Origin of the sequence: Streptomyces sp. Go-475, from assembly GCF_003330845.1 — a bacterium.
Lineage (GTDB): Bacteria > Actinomycetota > Actinomycetes > Streptomycetales > Streptomycetaceae > Streptomyces.
Genome location: NZ_CP026121.1, coordinates 3,064,832 through 3,079,007 on the forward strand (window position 1 = coordinate 3,064,832; position 14,176 = coordinate 3,079,007).

The window sequence follows — 14,176 nt, forward strand, 5'->3', positions numbered from 1 at the left end:
CCCCGACCAGCGGACGAGGAACACCCGACCAAGGTCGTAGGACTGGGCTAAGGTCGTCCGATCATGCATGCGACACTCGCCCGGTCCTGGCGGCGACCGCGCTTCGCGCGCGCCGAAGCCGTGGTGGCGCTGTGCGCCGCCCTGTGCTGGCGGGTGCTCGCGTTCGCCATGTACGCGGAGGGCTACGACCTGGACCCGAGCGCGCCGCGCCAGGTGTCCGGCGACGCGGAGATCGCCCGGCTCGCCCTGCTCCTCGCCGTCTCGGTCGCGGTGACCTGGACGCTGCGCCCGCTGCCCTGGCCGCCGCTGCGCACCGCGGTGGACGCGCTCGCCGTGGTGCGCCTCGCCGCGGTGCTGCTGCTGTCGGCGGTGCTCGTCCTGGCCCTGCTCACCGGGGTCCGTGTCCCGCTGCTGGGCTGGGAGATGTGATCAGAGGCGTACCCGCAGTGCGTAGAAGCGGGTCGTCTGGGCCGGGTTCTCGTTGTCGTCGCTGACCAGCAGGACCCTCAGGGTGTTCTTGGTGCGACCCGTGACCGTCATGCCCTCGATGTTGTCGAGGAGGGGGTTCGGCTGGGGCTGCCTGGCCGTGGCGCCCAGGGACGGGCAGGTCACGAGGTCCGTGAGCAGGGTCTTCCGCGGGCCGTGGCGCGGGTCGGCCAGGTAGAGGCGGACCGTGTTGCCGACGCCGGCGGTGAAGCCGCGCTCCAGGACGAGGAGGCGGCCGTCGGGAGTGGCCCGGATCTCGGGGACGCCCAGGCCGGGGTCGGTGCGGTAGGTGTACTGGGCGCCGAGCCGGAAGCGGGAGCCGTGGCGCTGCCAGGTCTGGAGGCGGACGGTGTCGGCGGGGTCGCCGGCCAGGGGGTACTCCATGGACGCGACGAGGGTGCGGCCGCCGGGCAGCAGGGTCAGGCCCTCGAAGGTGCCGTTGGACCGGGCGCGGCCGGCGGGGGCCACGCGCAGGTCGTCCGGGACGGGGAGCCGGTCGAGGATCGCGCCGGTGCGGGAGTAGCGGCGTACCGACGGCTCGGTCTCGGAGGAGACGAGGTAGCTGCCGTCCCGGTCCACGACCAGGCCCTCGGAGTCGAGCGCGGCCCCGTTCTCGTCGGAGAGGGGGAGCACGGACCGGGGCCGCAGCGTCCGCGCGTCCAGGCGGAACAGGGACGAGCGGTCGGAGAGGGCGGCCAGGGAGCCGTCCCGGTCGACGGCCAGGGCGGAGAAGTTGCCGACGACGGTGTGCTCGTACGTCGTCTTGTCGAGCGCGTCGGAGAAGCCGTCGATGGAGACGGAGGGCGAGCAGGCGTGGGACGTCGACGCCTGGGCGGGGCCGGCGGCGGTCAGGCACGTGGCCGCCGCCAGGCCCGCCGTGAGGAGAGCGAGGTGGGTTCTCAGAGGCATGGGCGTCACCGTAGGGCGGGCCGGTGACGCCGGGTGGGCGACGGGGTGAAGGGTCAGCTCGCCGCCAGGTCCCGGTGGATGACCTTGGCCACGGCCTGGATGGTGGCGATGCCGTAGTTCATGGTGCTGTTGCCGTGGGTGAGCACGCTCATCGTGTAGTCGTGGCCGCCGCCCTTGAACGCGCCGATGCTGTGCACCCGCCAGCCGTTCGTGGAGCGCTGCAGCCAGCCGTTCTTGACGGCGACGGTGACGCCCGCGGGCACGCCGTACGGGGTGCCCCAGCGCTGGGACGAGACGACCTGGCTCATCAGCTTGAGGATGTAGGCGCGGGAGTTGTCGCTCAGGACGGTGTTCTTGCCGGTGATGAGCTTCAGCAGCTTCTGCTCGTCGGTGACGGTGATCTGGGTCAGGCCCCAGTAGCCGTTCGCGCCGGGCTTGGTCTGGGTCATGCCGGCCGCGGCGAGGAAGCCCTTGATCTTCGTCATGCCGAGCTGCTTCCACAGGGTGGAGGTCGCGGCGTTGTCCGACTTGGTGATCATGGCCTTGGCGAGGGTGTTCTCGCGGTCGGTGAGATACCGGTTCGACTTCTTCGCGTCCCACAGCAGCGCGGCGAGGACGGTGACCTTGACGACACTGGCCGAGTCGTAGGCGGAGTTCGCGCGCAGGGTGCAGGTCGTGTTGGTGCTGCGGTCGTGGAGGCCGACGGCGACGGTGCCCTTGCGGGTGGCGAGCGCGGCGGTGATGTCCTTCTGCAGCTTGGCGGCGAGGCCGGCCTTGGCCGAGGTGCAGCTCACGGCCGGGGTGGCGGCGGCCGCGGGCGTGGCGGCGGCGACGAGCGGCACGAGCACACCCGTGCCCACGGCCACCGCCAGCACTCTGGCACGGCGGGATATCCCAGGAGTCATGCACGTCTTGACACACGAGCGCGGGGTAAAGGTTGTAGGCATTGGCGAAGGCTTATACGAGTCGTTACCTCGCGCCGTGCGGTTTCACAGGAAAGGGCCAGCTTCGGCACAGCGGCCACCAACCGGGGCTGTCCACGATGCTCGGGTGACATCTGCCACCGAAACCCAGCTCAGCACCGCCGAGCCCCCCGCGAACCCGCCCCGAGGCGACGCCGCCGCTCCGCGCTGGTCGCTCCCCGTCCTGCTCGCGATCCTCGCCCTGGCCGCGGTGCTGTACTCCTGGAACCTGTCCGGCGCCGGCCTCAACAGCTTCTACAGCGCCGCCGTGCTGAGCGGCACGGAGAGCTGGAAGGCCTGGTTCTTCGGCTCGTTGGACGCCGGGAACTTCCTCACCGTCGACAAGCCGCCGCTCGCGCTGATGGTCATGGGCCTGTCGTGCCGGGTCTTCGGGTACGGCACCTGGCAGATGATGGCGCCGATGATCGTGGCGGCCCTGGCCACGATCTGGATCCTGCACGCCTGCGTGAAGCGGGTGTTCGGGCACGCGGCGGCGGCCGTGGCGGCCCTCGTCCTGGCCCTCACCCCGATCACGGTCGCCATCAACCGGGACAACAACCCCGACACCCTGCTGGTGTTCCTCATGGTGTCCGGCGCGGCCCTCGCCCTGCGCGCGACGCGCGACGGTCGGCTGCTGCCGCTGCTCGGCTCGGCGGCCTGCTTCGGGCTCGCCTTCAACACCAAGATGCTCCAGGGGTACATCGCGCTGCCCGCCGTGTTCCTGGTCCACCTGTACGCGGCCCGGCCCGCGTGGCCGAAGCGGATCGTGAACCTGCTGCTCGCCGGTGTCGTGCTGGCGGTGTCCAGCTTCTGGTGGGCGGCGGCCGTGTCGCTGGTGCCGGCCTCCGAGCGGCCCTACATCGGCGGTTCGACGGACGGCACCGCCTGGAACCTGATCATGGGCTACAACGGCCTCGGCCGGATCCTCGGGGGTGACGGCAACGGCGGGGGCGGCGGGGGCGGCGGCTTCTCCGGCACGGCGGGCCTCGGCCGGATGTTCAACGACATCCTCGGCGGCCAGATCTCCTGGCTGCTCCCCTTCGCCGGCGTCGCCCTCGCCGGTGGCCTGGTGCTGTGCGGCCGCGCCCCGCGCACGGACCCCACCCGGGCCGCGCTCGTGCTGTGGGGCGGCTGGACCGCCCTGCACTACCTGACGTTCGCGCTGGCCGAGGGCACGATGCACCCGTACTACACGACCGCGCTCGCCCCGGGCGTCGCGGCACTGTGCGGGGGCGGCGGGGTCATGCTGCTGCGCGCCTTCCGGGCCGACCGGCGGTGGCTGTGGGTGCTGCCGCTCGGGCTGGGCGTCACGGCCGTCTGGGCCGTGGTGCTGCTGCGGCGGGCCTCCGGCTGGAACACCTGGCTGTGGCCTTCCGTCCTGGTCGTGATGGCACTGGCGATCGCGGGCCTGTTCGTCTTCCGCTCCGGCACCTCCGGCCTGCGGCTGCGGTTGCTCGGGGTGTCGGTGGCGGCGGCGGTCGTGGCGGCGGTGGCGGGACCGGCCGCGTACGCCTGGTCGGTGCCGTCGTCCGGAGCCGGCGGAGGCATGGGCGGCACGAACCCGACGGCGGGGCCGTCCACGGGGAGCGGCTTCGGCGGGCCTGGAGGCGGAGGCGGGCGCGGGGGCACCGGCGGCCGGGGATTCCCGGGCGGCGGGATGCCGCCCGGGGCGCAGAACGGGCAGGGCGGGCAGGGCGGCCCGGCCAGCCAGAACGGACAGGCCGGGCAGACCGGCCGGAACAGCCAGGGCGGTCAGGCGTCTGGAGGGGCGGTCGGCACACCCCCGGGCAGCGCCGGCGGCTCGGCCGAGGGCAGCAGCTCCGGCGCCCGGCAGCCCGGCGGCATGTGGGGCGGCATGGGCGGCGGCGCGAGCAGCGAGCTGATCGCGTACCTGAAGAAGCACCGGGACGGCGCCACGTGGCTGCTGGCGTTGTCCAGTTCGCAGGGCGCGGCCCAGCTCATCGTCAGCAGCGGCGAGCCCGTCATCTCCATGTGGGGCTGGTCCGGCAGCGACAAGGCGATGACGCTCACCCGGCTCAAGGAGCTGGTGAGGAACGGCGAGCTGCACTACATCCAGCTCGGCGGCGGCATGGGGGGCGGCCCGGGCGGCGGCTCCACCGTCAGCTCCGAGGTCACGGCGTGGGTGCGGAAGCACGGCACGGCGGTGCGGGAGAGCGACTACAGCAAGAGCACGAATTCGGCATCGAGTTCGGGATCGGCCTCCGGCTCCGCGGCGCGGTCGAACCAGTCGACGATCTACCGCCTGGACGCGTCCGACGTCAGCTGACGTCACGTCACCCCGGCGGTACGCACGGTCGAACGGCCCCGACCCCTCGGTCCGGGGCCGTTCCCCCGTCCCCGATCATGGACACCGGGTGTCCGGCGAACGGGTGAAGGGAAACGAGCGGTGGGCTACTGCCTGGAGATGAGCACCGGCGACATGCGGACGGTGGTGCGGCTGCTCACCGCGGTGGAGCGGACCGAGGAGCAGGAGCGCACGCTCGCCCGGGTGCGCACGGAGTGCGAGCGCACCGACGCCCGGTTCCTGGAGCAGGGCATCGAGCTGGACGTCTCCATCCGCCAGGCCCTGGAGGAGCTGATCGACGGCACCCCGAGCACCGACCTCTGTCCTTCGTACAGTTACGCCTTCTACCAGGTCGTCGCCGCGCACTTCTCGGACCCCACCGACCTCGGCGACTGGCGGCGCCCGGCGTGGTTCTACGCCCTGGACGACGAACTGGCCCGGCACGGCGTCCCGTCCGACCTGCTCCCCGGCACGTTCCTGTTCAGCGGCCCGCCCCTGCGCCTGCCCCACCCCGGCGACGCGGTGCCCGCCATCGGCACCCTGCCGGCCCAGCGGGCCGGTGCCCTCGCCGACGCCTACGCGTCCGTGCTGGACCGGCTGGACGCCGAATTCCGCGACGCGGCCCGCCGGTTCGCCGAGGTCATGCGGTTCGAGGCGGAGGAGTGGGAGCGTTCGCGGAAGCTCGGGATGAACCCGGACACGCTGCTCTTCTGGTTCCACTGACCTCTGCACGAACCCTTGACGTCACCTTTCCCACCGGGATACTTGCGGTCGACAGCGCGCCAACTGCCGTGTCGGGCAAGGGGTTTCGTTTCATCCGCTCCGATGGGGACCGCGGCGCCGTATGTCCGAGATCCCGAACGCCGTGCGAAGTATCGAAGACTTCGTGACGGCCACCCCCACAGGAGGATCCGCAATGAGCCCACGCAAGGCACTCGTGGCCGCCCTGACGGCCGCGCTGCTGGCCGGACCCGGTGTCGCCCAGGCCGCCACCCCCCAGACCGCGCCCGCCCCGGCCCGGGAACGCGCCGCCGCGGCCACCATCACCTGGTCCCTCGTCCGCGCGAGCAACCCCACCGCGGACCAGCGCTCCGCCTACGACCTCATCACCAAGGCCATGAACGCGGCCGTGGCCCGCTACAACAACCTCAGCGACCTGGGCAAGACCATCACCGTCCGCTACGAGCCGGGCGTCCCCACCGCCGACGGCAGCACGAACGGCACGATCCGCTTCGGCAGCAACCGCAGTTACATGACCGAGCGGACGGCCCTGCACGAGATCTCCCACACCCTCGGCGTGGGACTGAGCGGCGGCTGGTCCCGCCTCGGCGGCAGCGGCACCTGGACCGGCGCGCAGGCCACCGCGCTCGTCAAGCAGTACGACGGCTCGGGCGCCAAGATCTCCACCGGCGGCGGCCACTTCTGGCCCTACGGCCTGAACTACGACAACGAGTGGTCGAACACGGCGGCCGACCGCCACGTCCACATCGTCGCCGCGATGGTCCGCGACGGCCTCTAGCAACGCGTCTCGTCACGCGACCAGGAACACGACATCCTCCGGCGACCGGCGACCGGTGCGGGTGGGCCGCCGCGGACGGTGAGCGTCAGCCGGTTTCCGGGTGGCGGCCCGGGCCGTCGGCGCCGGAGGACAGGGGGGTGGGTGACAGGGTGGTGTCCTCCTCACCGGGCTCCAGAAGTGTGTCGGCGGCGCCGACGACGAGGGGGTCCGGTGTGCCGACCGCCTCCTCGTCCTTGCTGGCGTAGTCGATGCGCGACAGCAGACTGCGCATGGTCTCCAGCCGGGCGCGCCGCTTGTCGTTGCTCTTGACCACGGTCCAGGGCGCGTGCGCGGTGTCCGTGGCACGGAACATGTCGACCTTCGCCTCGGTGTAGTCGTCCCAGAGGTCCAGCGAGGCCAGGTCGGTCGGGGACAGCTTCCACTGGCGCACCGGGTCGATCTGCCGTATCGCGAAGCGGGTGCGCTGCTCCGCGCGGGAGACGGAGAACCAGAACTTCACGAGCAGGATGCCGTCGTCGACCAGCATCCGTTCGAAGACCGGGCACTGGTCGAGGAACAGCTCGTACTCGTCCTTGGAGCAGAAGCCCATCACCCGCTCCACCCCGGCCCGGTTGTACCAGGAACGGTCGAAGAAGACGATCTCCCCGGCCGTGGGCAGCTGTGCGATGTACCGCTGGAAGTACCACTGGCCCCTCTCGCGCTCGGTGGGCTTGTCCAAGGCGACCACGCGGGCGCCGCGCGGGTTCAGCCGCTCGGTGAGCCGCTGGATGGTGCCGCCCTTGCCCGCCGCGTCACGGCCCTCGCACACGACGACCACGCGTGCGCCGGTGTCCTTGACCCACCGCTGGAGCTTGAGCAGCTCGATCTGCAGGACGCGCTTGGTCCGCTCGTACTCCTTGCGCCGCACCTTGCGGTCGTACGGGTAGTTCTCCCGCCAGGTGCGGAGGGGACGCCCGTCGGCGTCCAGCACGATGGGCTGCTCGCGTCTGCTGTCGTCGACGGTGAGCCCTTCCAGCAGCTTGTCGGCGTCTTCGGCGTTCATGTCCTCGCTCCCGCTGGGCCGGCGCGCCGGTCAGAAGGGCAGGCGGCCGCGGGTACGGCGGCCCGCCGAACCGCTGCGGCTCACCGCCCGCGAGCTGGTGCGGAAGGGCTTGCTGAAGAGCCGGCCCAGGGGGCCGGGCGCCTTGCCCCCGGCCCGGGCGCCGGCACCGAGCGTGCGCTGTGTGCCGCGTTCGGGATGGCGGGAGAGGCGGGGGACGAGGAACGCCAGGACGGCCAGGACGACACAGACGCCTATGACGGCGGCGATTGCCATGATCTGCTCCCCTTCGCTGGTGGGCGGATACTCCAGGTGCCCCCTCCCGGCCCTCCCATGTGAGGAGCGGGAAACTCCGCCCGGCCGGTCCGGCCGCCGGTCAGTCCAGATGCGTCGGCGCGAACATCCGCAGCACGGCGGGGAGCAGGACCACCGAGGGCCCGGGCGAGGCCAGCGCCTTGGCGAGGTCACGCTCCAGGTTCTCCGGGGTGGTGCGGACGCCGGGGACGCCGAAGGACTCGGCCAGCGCCACGAAGTCCGGCCGGGTCAGTTCCGTCGCGGTCGCCTCGCCGAACGCGTCGGTCATGTACTCGCGAAGGATGCCGTAGCCGCCGTCGTCGACGATGAGCCAGGTGACGTTCAGGCCGTACTGGCGGGCCGTCGCCAGCTCGGCGATCGAGTACGGGGCGCCGCCGTCGCCGGAGACCGCGAGGACCGGGCGGGTCGGGTCGGCCACCGCCGCGCCGAGGGCCGCCGGGAAGGCGTAGCCGAGGCCGCCCGCGCCCTGGGCGGAGTGCAGGTGGTTGGGGCCCTTGGCGTCGAAGGCCGACCAGGCCCAGTAGGCCAGGATGGTCATGTCCCAGAAGGACGGGGAGTCGGCCGGCAGCGCCCGGCGCACGGCCGCCAGCACGTCCTGCTCCAGGGTGAGGTCCTGCGCGGCGATGCGGTCGGCGACCTTCGCGAGCAGGTCCCGGACCCGGTCCGGGGCCGTCGCGTCCTCGCGGGGCGTCACCGTCTCCAGCAGCGCCTGGAGCGCGAGCCGGGCGTCCGCGTGGATGCCGAGGGCCGGGTGGTTGGACTCCAGCTTGCCGAGGTCGGCCTCGATCTGGACGATCCGGCCGCGCGGCTGGAACGTGTGGTAATTCGAGGAGAGTTCGCCGAGGCCCGACCCGACGACGAGGAGGACGTCGGCGTCCTCCAGGAAGTCGGTGGTGTGCCGGTCCTCCAGCCAGGACTGGAGGGACAGCGGGTGCGTCCAGGGGAACGCGCCCTTGCCGCCGGGGGTCGTGACGACCGGCGCCCGGAGCCTCTCCGCCAGCTGCTTCAGCTTGCCGGAGGCGTCCGCCCGGACCACTCCCCCGCCCGCGATGATCGCCGGGCGGGCCGCGTTCGACAGCAGGTCGGCGGCGACGGCGGTGAGCTCGGGGCGGGGCGGCAGTTCCTCGGGGAACGCGTCGCCGCCCGTCACCACCGGGATGGCCGTCTCCGCGAGCAGCACGTCCTGCGGGATCTCCACCCACACCGGCCCGTGCGGGGCGCTCAGCGCCGACTTCCAGGCCGCCTCGATCGCGGAGGGGATCTGCGACTGGGCGCGCACGGTGTGGACGGACTTCACCACGCCGCGGAACGAGGCCGCCTGGTCGGGCAGTTCGTGGAGGTAGCCGTGGCGTCCGCCGCCGAGGCCCGCCGTCGGGACCTGGCTGCTGATCGCCAGCACGGGCGCGGACGCGGCCGCCGCCTCCTGGAGCGCGGGCAGGGAGGTCAGGGCGCCCGGGCCCGTCGACAGCAGCAGGGGCGCCGCCTCGCCGGTGATCCGGCCGTAGGCGTCCGCCGCGAACCCGGCGTTGTTCTCGACCCGCAGGCCGATGTAGCGCAGGTCCGAGCGGCGCAGCGCGTCGAACATGCCGAGGGCGTGCTGGCCGGGCAGGCCGAAGACGGTCGTCGCGCCCAGGGCGGCCAGGGTCTCCACGACCAGGTCTCCGCCGGTGCGGCCGGCAGGAGGGTTGAGCGCGGCCTCCGTCTGGGCGGGCGTCGGGCGGAGCACCAGGTCGTGGTCGTGGGTCACTTGGCTTCCGAGTCCTTCCGGGCCGCGGCGATCTGGCGGGACATGATCGTGGTCAGTTCGTACGCCGTGTGGGAGGCGGCCACCGACGTGATCTCCGCGTGATCGTACGCGGGGGCCACCTCGACGACGTCCGCCGAGACCAGGTTGCAGGACGCCAGCCCGCGCAGGATCTCCAGCAGCTCGCGCGAGGTCATGCCGCCGGCCTCGGGCGTGCCGGTGCCGGGGGCGTGGGCCGGGTCGAGGCAGTCGATGTCGATGGAGATGTACAGCGGCCGGTCGCCGATGCGCTGGCGGAGCTGGTCGGCGACCTCGTCGGCACCGCGCCGGTAGACGTCCGCCGAGGTGACGATGCCGAAGCCCATCTTCTCGTCGTCGGTGAGGTCCTGCTTGCCGTAGAGCGGGCCGCGGATGCCGACGTGCGAGAGCGCCTCGGTGTCGAGGATGCCCTCCTCCACCGCGCGGCGGAACGGGGTGCCGTGCGTGTACTCGGCGCCGAAGTAGGTGTCCCAGGTGTCGAGGTGGGCGTCGAAGTGCAGCAGGGCGACGGGGCCGTGCTTCTTCGCGACCGAGCGCAGCAGGGGCAGCGCGATGGTGTGGTCGCCGCCGAGGGTCATCAGCCGGGCGCCCGTGCCGAGCAGGTCGTCCGCGGCGGCCTCGACGGTCTCCACGGCCTCGTTGATGTTGAACGGGTTCACGGCGATGTCACCGCCGTCCGCGACCTGCGCGAGGGCGAACGGGGAGGCGTCCTGCGCCGGGTTGTACGGGCGCAGCAGCCGGGACGCCTCGCGGATCGCGTTGCCGCCGAAGCGGGCGCCCGGCCGGTACGAGACACCCGAGTCGAACGGCACGCCCACCACGGCGACATCGGCCCGGCCGACCTCGTCCAGCCGGGGCAGCCGGGCGAAGGTCGCGGGACCGGCGTACCGCGGGATGCGGGAGGAGTCGACGGGCCCGCGCGGAGTCTCGTTGCTGCTCATGAAGAAATGCCTTCTTTCCTACGCTTCATCGCGTATGTACTGCTTGCTCTACGACTCTACTGGGGAGCCGCGACCGGTTCGAACGGGAGTTCGGAAGACCGTCCGGCGAGCCGCTCGCGCCAGGCGACCAGGACGGCGGCGCCGGTGGCGGGGGTGGCCGGCGAGACGATCACGTACGCGGCCAGCGAGGCGAGCAGGCCGTAGCAGACGGGCTCGTTGGCGAGGATGCCGTGGGTCGCCATCAGGTACTGGAGTACATGGCCGGGCCGAGCCGGCGACCGGCCACGAGGAACTCGCTCTTGGACCGGGCGCGGCGCATGCCCCACCAGCCCATGGCCGGCAACCCGGCCAGGTAGACGACGATCACGAGGTAGTCGACGGCCATGCGGCCTCCTTCGCACGCGCTCGGTCGCGGGGGACGACGAGGGGGACGAGGACTGACCCTAGGTGGCCGGAAAGCGACTGCGAAGTGTACGTTTCATCCATTCGAGGGGGCTGCGAATGGAGGGAACGCACACCATGCCGGAGTCGGCTGCTCCCCCTACCCCGCCGGTGGAGCTGTCCGCGCTGCTGGCCCGCGAGGAGCTGGCGCTGCGGCAGATCGCGGGACCGCCCGCCGCCGGCACCGTCGTGCACTGGGTGCACACCTCGGAGATGGCCGACCCGTATCCGTACCTGCTGGGCGGGGAGCTGCTGCTCACGGCGGGCGTGCACATCCCGGAGGCGACGGGGTCCGAAACCTACTTCGACGACTACGTGTCCCGGATCGTCGCGGCGGGCGGAGCGGCCCTCGGCTTCGGGGTGGCTCCGGTGCACGACACGGTGCCGAGGGCGCTGGTCGAGGCCTGCGAGGCGCACGGCCTGCCGCTGCTGGAGGTGCCGCCGCAGACCACGTTCTCGGGTGTGGCCAGGGCGGTCTGGCAGCTGATGTCCCGGGCCCGCCTGGCCGAACTCCGCCGGGTGACCGAGGCCCAGCAGAGCCTCGCCTCCGCCGCCTCCCGCCCCGACCCGGTCCCGTCGGTCCTCCGCCGGCTGGCCCAGCGGCTGGGCGGCCGGGCCGTGCTGTACGGGCCGGAAGGGGCGGAGCTCGCGGGGGCGGGGAGGGAGCCGGGAGGTGAGGTGCGCGCGGCGCTGGCGCGGCTGGCGGAGGTCGTACAGCCGGACCGCCAGGGGCTTCCGGCGGACGGCGCACCACGGTCCGGCTCCGGATCGCTGGACCACCCGGCCGGGACCCGGCCGGGTGAGGCGGAGGCGGCTCGGCCTCACGCAGGGCACCGCCCCGGCCGCGAGATCGGCCAGCCCGGCCCGGCCTCGACCGCCGGCCCCTCTCCCGCCAACCGCCCGGCCTCCGCCACCGACACCGTCTCCGGCGCCCACCTCGCGGTCTACGCCCTCGGCGCCGGGCACGGCTTCGTGCTCGGGGTGGCCACCCCGCACCGCGCGCCCGGGGACCACACCATCGCCTCCGTCGCCGCCGTGCTGCTGTCCCTCCTCACCGGGGAGCAGCACAGCGGCACGGGGGCGGCCCGTTCCGCCGCGCTGGTGCGGCTGCTGCTGGGCGCGCCGCCCGAGGAGGTCGCGCCGCTGCTGGGCGGGGAGCGGTGGCTCGTCGTGCACGCCCGGCCGGACGGGAACGGCGCCCCCGACCCCGTCGCGGCCTCCGCGCTGGGCGCCGCGCTCGGCTCCGCCCTGGTCGACCCGGCGGGCGACGTCGTCCGCGTCCTGGTCCCGGCCGACCGGGAACCGGCCCCGCTGCCCGGCTGGACCCTGGGCGTCAGCGCCGCCGTGACGCCGGCCGACTGGCCCGCCGCCGACACCCAGGCGGCCCGCGCCCTGGCCCGGGCCCGCGCCACCCGGACCCCGCTGCTCCGGCACGGTCCGCGCCCCGCCCTCGCCGACCTGGTCCCGCCCGGCGAGGCGACGGCCCACGCCCGCGCCCTGCTCGCGCCCGTCACGGCCCACCCCGCGCTCACCGAGACCCTGCGCGCCTGGCTCTCCCTGCACGGCAGTTGGGACCGCACGGCCGTCGCCCTGTCCGTGCACCGCAACACCGTCCGGCAACGCATCGCCCGCTGCGCGGCCCTGCTGGAGACGGACCTCGACGACCCGGACGTCCGCATGGAACTCTGGTTCGCGCTGCGGCACGTCTGAGTACGTGAGCGGGGCCCCACTGAGTACGTGACGCACGTCCCAGCGTGCGATACGCCAGGGTCGGCCGCTGGGGGCTGCCTCACAATGGGTGCCATGCCGATACCCGGGACACCCAGCCGCGCCGAACTCGTCGAGCACCTCGTCAGGACGCGCATCGCGGGCGACGTCGCCACCCCGCGCGAGAACAACCTCTCCCACTACCGCAAGCTGGCGAACGGCGACCGCCACTACTGGCTCGGCCTGGAACTCGGCGACCGCTGGAGCGACGAGCAGGACGTCCTCGCGGTGATGGCGGAACGCGTCGGGGTGAACGACGACCCCGAGCACCGGTACGGCCAGGACACCATCGACCCGGAGCTGACCGTGGCCGGGCTGGAGCGGATGGCCGGGCGGCTGCGCAAGGCGGCCGACGGGCAGCAGCGGGTCCTCTTCGCCACCGGCCACCCCGGCGGGCTGCTCGACGTGCACCGCGCGACCGCGGCGGCCCTGCGCGCGGCCGGCTGCGAGATCGTCGTCATCCCGGAGGGGCTGACGACGGAGGAGGGCTACGTCATGCAGTTCGCGGACGTGGCGGTCCTGGAGCACGGCGCCACCCTGTGGCACACCCACTCGGGCGAACCGATGAAGGCGATCCTGACGGGCCTGGAGCGCGAGGGGCGCCCGCTGCCCGACCTGGTCGTCGCCGACCACGGCTGGGCGGGCTACGCCGGGCAGCACGGCGTCGACTCCGTCGGCTACGCCGACTGCAACGACCCGGCCTTGTTCATCGCCGAGGCGGAGGGGACCGTGCAGGTGACGGTGCCCCTCGACGACCACGTGGTCAGCCCGCGCCACTACGACCCGATGACGGCGTACCTGCTGGCGGAGGCGGGCCTCAGCTAGCGCCCGGCTCGCGCGGGACGCGGACCACGCCCTCCTGGATGACGGTGATGGCCAGCCGGCCGTCCTGCGTGTAGATCCGCGCCTGCCCCAGTCCCCGGCCGCCGTACGCGGACGGGGACTCCTGGTCGTACAGCAGCCACTCGTCCGCGCGGAACGGCCGGTGGAACCACATCGCGTGGTCCAGCGAGGCCCCGACGACGTCCCCGACGGCCCAGCCGCCCCGCCCGTGCGCGAGCAGCACGGAGTCCAGCAGCGTCATGTCGGAGACGTACGTGGCGAGGACGACGTGCAGCAGCGGGTCGTCGGCCAGCTTGCCGTTGGTGCGGAACCACACCTGCGAGTGCGGCTCGCGCGGCTCGCCGAACTTCCCGTACGGCGGCTCGTCGACGTACCGCAGATCGACGGCGGCCCGCGCCTCCAGGAACTTCTCCACCACGACCGGGTCGAGATGGCCGTACCCCCGCAGCCGCTCCTCCCCGGTCGGCAGGGTCGCCGGGTCGGGCGAGGCGGGCATCGGCTCCTGGTGGTCCAGCCCGTCCTCGTCCACCTGGAACGACGCCGACAGATGGAAGATCGGCTTGCCGTGCTGGACGGCGACCACCCGGCGGGTGGTGAAGGAGCGGCCGTCGCGGATGCGGTCGACGGTGTAGACGATGGGCGCGCCCGGGTCGCCGGGGCGCAGGAAGTACGCGTGGAGGGAGTGCGCGGGCCGGTCCTCGGGGACCGTCCGCCCGGCGGCGACGAGCGCCTGCGCCGCGACCTGCCCGCCGAAGACCCGGGGGACGACGGCGGACCGGGACCGGCCGCGGAATATGTCCTCCTCGATCTGCTCCAGGTCGAGCAGATCGAGGAGGTCCTGAAGTGCCTGGCTCATGAGGACTGTT

Annotated in this window: 15 protein-coding genes; 6 read left to right on the forward strand and 9 right to left on the reverse strand. The window is 73.2% G+C overall.

Annotation, left to right across the window (positions count from 1 at the left end; all coding sequences use genetic code 11):
- Nucleotides 1-63 precede the first annotated feature (63 nt).
- Entirely contained in the window at nucleotides 64-429 is a 366-nt protein-coding gene (locus tag C1703_RS14000; protein ID WP_114252808.1) for a hypothetical protein, read from the forward strand.
- On the opposite strand, the gene C1703_RS14005 is transcribed toward C1703_RS14000, so the two are convergent.
- Nucleotides 430-1,395: an esterase-like activity of phytase family protein gene (locus C1703_RS14005; RefSeq protein ID WP_114252810.1), complete on the reverse strand. Its 966-nt coding sequence runs from the start codon at nucleotides 1,393-1,395 to the stop codon at nucleotides 430-432. It lies immediately after the preceding gene.
- A 53-nt stretch (nucleotides 1,396-1,448) separates the two neighbouring features.
- Nucleotides 1,449-2,300 carry a serine hydrolase gene (locus C1703_RS14010; RefSeq protein WP_114252812.1) on the reverse strand — a complete coding sequence of 284 codons (852 nt, stop codon included), beginning with the start codon at nucleotides 2,298-2,300 and terminating at the stop codon, nucleotides 1,449-1,451.
- Nucleotides 2,301-2,445: 145 nt separating this feature from the next.
- On the opposite strand from C1703_RS14010, the gene C1703_RS14015 reads away from it, so the two are divergent.
- The 3 genes from C1703_RS14015 (at nucleotide 2,446) to C1703_RS14025 (ending at nucleotide 6,181) form a co-directional block, all read left to right on the forward strand.
- Nucleotides 2,446-4,644, forward strand: a complete 2,199-nt coding sequence (locus C1703_RS14015; protein ID WP_114252814.1) for a glycosyltransferase family 39 protein — start codon at nucleotides 2,446-2,448, stop codon at nucleotides 4,642-4,644.
- Nucleotides 4,645-4,782: 138 nt separating this feature from the next.
- The gene (locus tag C1703_RS14020) at nucleotides 4,783-5,385 is read left to right on the forward strand and encodes a hypothetical protein (RefSeq protein ID WP_114257415.1); all 603 of its coding nucleotides are present in this window, start codon (nucleotides 4,783-4,785) and stop codon (nucleotides 5,383-5,385) included.
- Between the two features lie 193 nt (nucleotides 5,386-5,578).
- Nucleotides 5,579-6,181: a hypothetical protein gene (locus C1703_RS14025; RefSeq protein ID WP_114252816.1), complete on the forward strand. Its 603-nt coding sequence runs from the start codon at nucleotides 5,579-5,581 to the stop codon at nucleotides 6,179-6,181.
- Nucleotides 6,182-6,266: 85 nt separating this feature from the next.
- On the opposite strand, the gene ppk2 is transcribed toward C1703_RS14025, so the two are convergent.
- From ppk2 to C1703_RS38940, 6 genes are all read right to left on the reverse strand, one after another.
- Nucleotides 6,267-7,223 (reverse strand): polyphosphate kinase 2, encoded by a 957-nt coding sequence (gene ppk2 / locus C1703_RS14030; RefSeq protein ID WP_114252818.1) that lies wholly within the window; start codon nucleotides 7,221-7,223, stop codon nucleotides 6,267-6,269.
- Nucleotides 7,224-7,253: 30 nt separating this feature from the next.
- Nucleotides 7,254-7,496, reverse strand: a complete 243-nt coding sequence (locus tag C1703_RS14035) for a DUF6411 family protein (protein WP_114252819.1) — start codon at nucleotides 7,494-7,496, stop codon at nucleotides 7,254-7,256.
- Nucleotides 7,497-7,596: 100 nt separating this feature from the next.
- Nucleotides 7,597-9,282, reverse strand: coding sequence for a thiamine pyrophosphate-binding protein (locus tag C1703_RS14040; RefSeq protein WP_114252821.1), 1,686 nt, complete (start codon nucleotides 9,280-9,282; stop codon nucleotides 7,597-7,599).
- On the reverse strand, nucleotides 9,279-10,259 hold the full coding sequence (gene speB, locus C1703_RS14045; RefSeq protein WP_031114210.1) for an agmatinase: 981 nt from the start codon (nucleotides 10,257-10,259) through the stop codon (nucleotides 9,279-9,281). Before speB ends, C1703_RS14040 begins: the two co-directional genes overlap by 4 nt.
- 56 nt (nucleotides 10,260-10,315) lie before the next feature.
- Complete coding sequence (locus C1703_RS14050) at nucleotides 10,316-10,501, reverse strand: hypothetical protein (RefSeq protein ID WP_232840482.1); 186 nt, start codon at nucleotides 10,499-10,501, stop codon at nucleotides 10,316-10,318.
- The gene (locus C1703_RS38940) at nucleotides 10,501-10,644 is read right to left on the reverse strand and encodes a hypothetical protein (protein WP_157993109.1); all 144 of its coding nucleotides are present in this window, start codon (nucleotides 10,642-10,644) and stop codon (nucleotides 10,501-10,503) included. The genes C1703_RS14050 and C1703_RS38940 overlap by 1 nt, the downstream gene beginning before the upstream one ends.
- Before the next feature lie 116 nt (nucleotides 10,645-10,760).
- Here C1703_RS38940 and C1703_RS14055 point away from each other — a divergent pair, with 116 nt between their 5' ends.
- Together C1703_RS14055 and C1703_RS14060 are read left to right on the forward strand one after the other, a co-directional pair.
- Nucleotides 10,761-12,410 carry a PucR family transcriptional regulator ligand-binding domain-containing protein gene (locus tag C1703_RS14055; protein ID WP_114252823.1) on the forward strand — a complete coding sequence of 550 codons (1,650 nt, stop codon included), beginning with the start codon at nucleotides 10,761-10,763 and terminating at the stop codon, nucleotides 12,408-12,410.
- A gap of 93 nt (nucleotides 12,411-12,503) precedes the next feature.
- The gene (locus C1703_RS14060) at nucleotides 12,504-13,292 is read left to right on the forward strand and encodes a phosphatase (protein ID WP_114252825.1); all 789 of its coding nucleotides are present in this window, start codon (nucleotides 12,504-12,506) and stop codon (nucleotides 13,290-13,292) included.
- Here C1703_RS14060 and C1703_RS14065 read toward each other — a convergent pair.
- Nucleotides 13,285-14,166 (reverse strand): acyl-CoA thioesterase II, encoded by an 882-nt coding sequence (locus tag C1703_RS14065; protein ID WP_114252827.1) that lies wholly within the window; start codon nucleotides 14,164-14,166, stop codon nucleotides 13,285-13,287. The two genes, C1703_RS14060 and C1703_RS14065, sit on opposite strands and share 8 nt — an antisense overlap.
- Nucleotides 14,167-14,176 lie beyond the last annotated feature (10 nt).

Excerpts from the sequence above, each read along its gene's own strand:
- C1703_RS14035 (WP_114252819.1), bottom strand. The coding sequence starts at position 7,496 with ATGGCAATCGCCGCCGTCATAGGCGTCTGTGTCGTCCTGGCCGTCCTG.
- C1703_RS14005 (WP_114252810.1), bottom strand. The coding sequence starts at position 1,395 with ATGCCTCTGAGAACCCACCTCGCTCTCCTCACGGCGGGCCTGGCGGCG.
- ppk2 (WP_114252818.1), bottom strand. The coding sequence starts at position 7,223 with ATGAACGCCGAAGACGCCGACAAGCTGCTGGAAGGGCTCACCGTCGAC.
- C1703_RS14065 (WP_114252827.1), bottom strand. The coding sequence starts at position 14,166 with ATGAGCCAGGCACTTCAGGACCTCCTCGATCTGCTCGACCTGGAGCAG.
- C1703_RS14025 (WP_114252816.1), top strand. The coding sequence starts at position 5,579 with ATGAGCCCACGCAAGGCACTCGTGGCCGCCCTGACGGCCGCGCTGCTG.
- C1703_RS14020 (WP_114257415.1), top strand. The coding sequence starts at position 4,783 with ATGAGCACCGGCGACATGCGGACGGTGGTGCGGCTGCTCACCGCGGTG.
- C1703_RS14050 (WP_232840482.1), bottom strand. The coding sequence starts at position 10,501 with ATGGCGACCCACGGCATCCTCGCCAACGAGCCCGTCTGCTACGGCCTG.
- C1703_RS14010 (WP_114252812.1), bottom strand. The coding sequence starts at position 2,300 with ATGACTCCTGGGATATCCCGCCGTGCCAGAGTGCTGGCGGTGGCCGTG.
- speB (WP_031114210.1), bottom strand. The coding sequence starts at position 10,259 with ATGAGCAGCAACGAGACTCCGCGCGGGCCCGTCGACTCCTCCCGCATC.
- C1703_RS38940 (WP_157993109.1), bottom strand. The coding sequence starts at position 10,644 with ATGGCCGTCGACTACCTCGTGATCGTCGTCTACCTGGCCGGGTTGCCG.
- C1703_RS14055 (WP_114252823.1), top strand. The coding sequence starts at position 10,761 with ATGGAGGGAACGCACACCATGCCGGAGTCGGCTGCTCCCCCTACCCCG.
- C1703_RS14060 (WP_114252825.1), top strand. The coding sequence starts at position 12,504 with ATGCCGATACCCGGGACACCCAGCCGCGCCGAACTCGTCGAGCACCTC.
- C1703_RS14000 (WP_114252808.1), top strand. The coding sequence starts at position 64 with ATGCATGCGACACTCGCCCGGTCCTGGCGGCGACCGCGCTTCGCGCGC.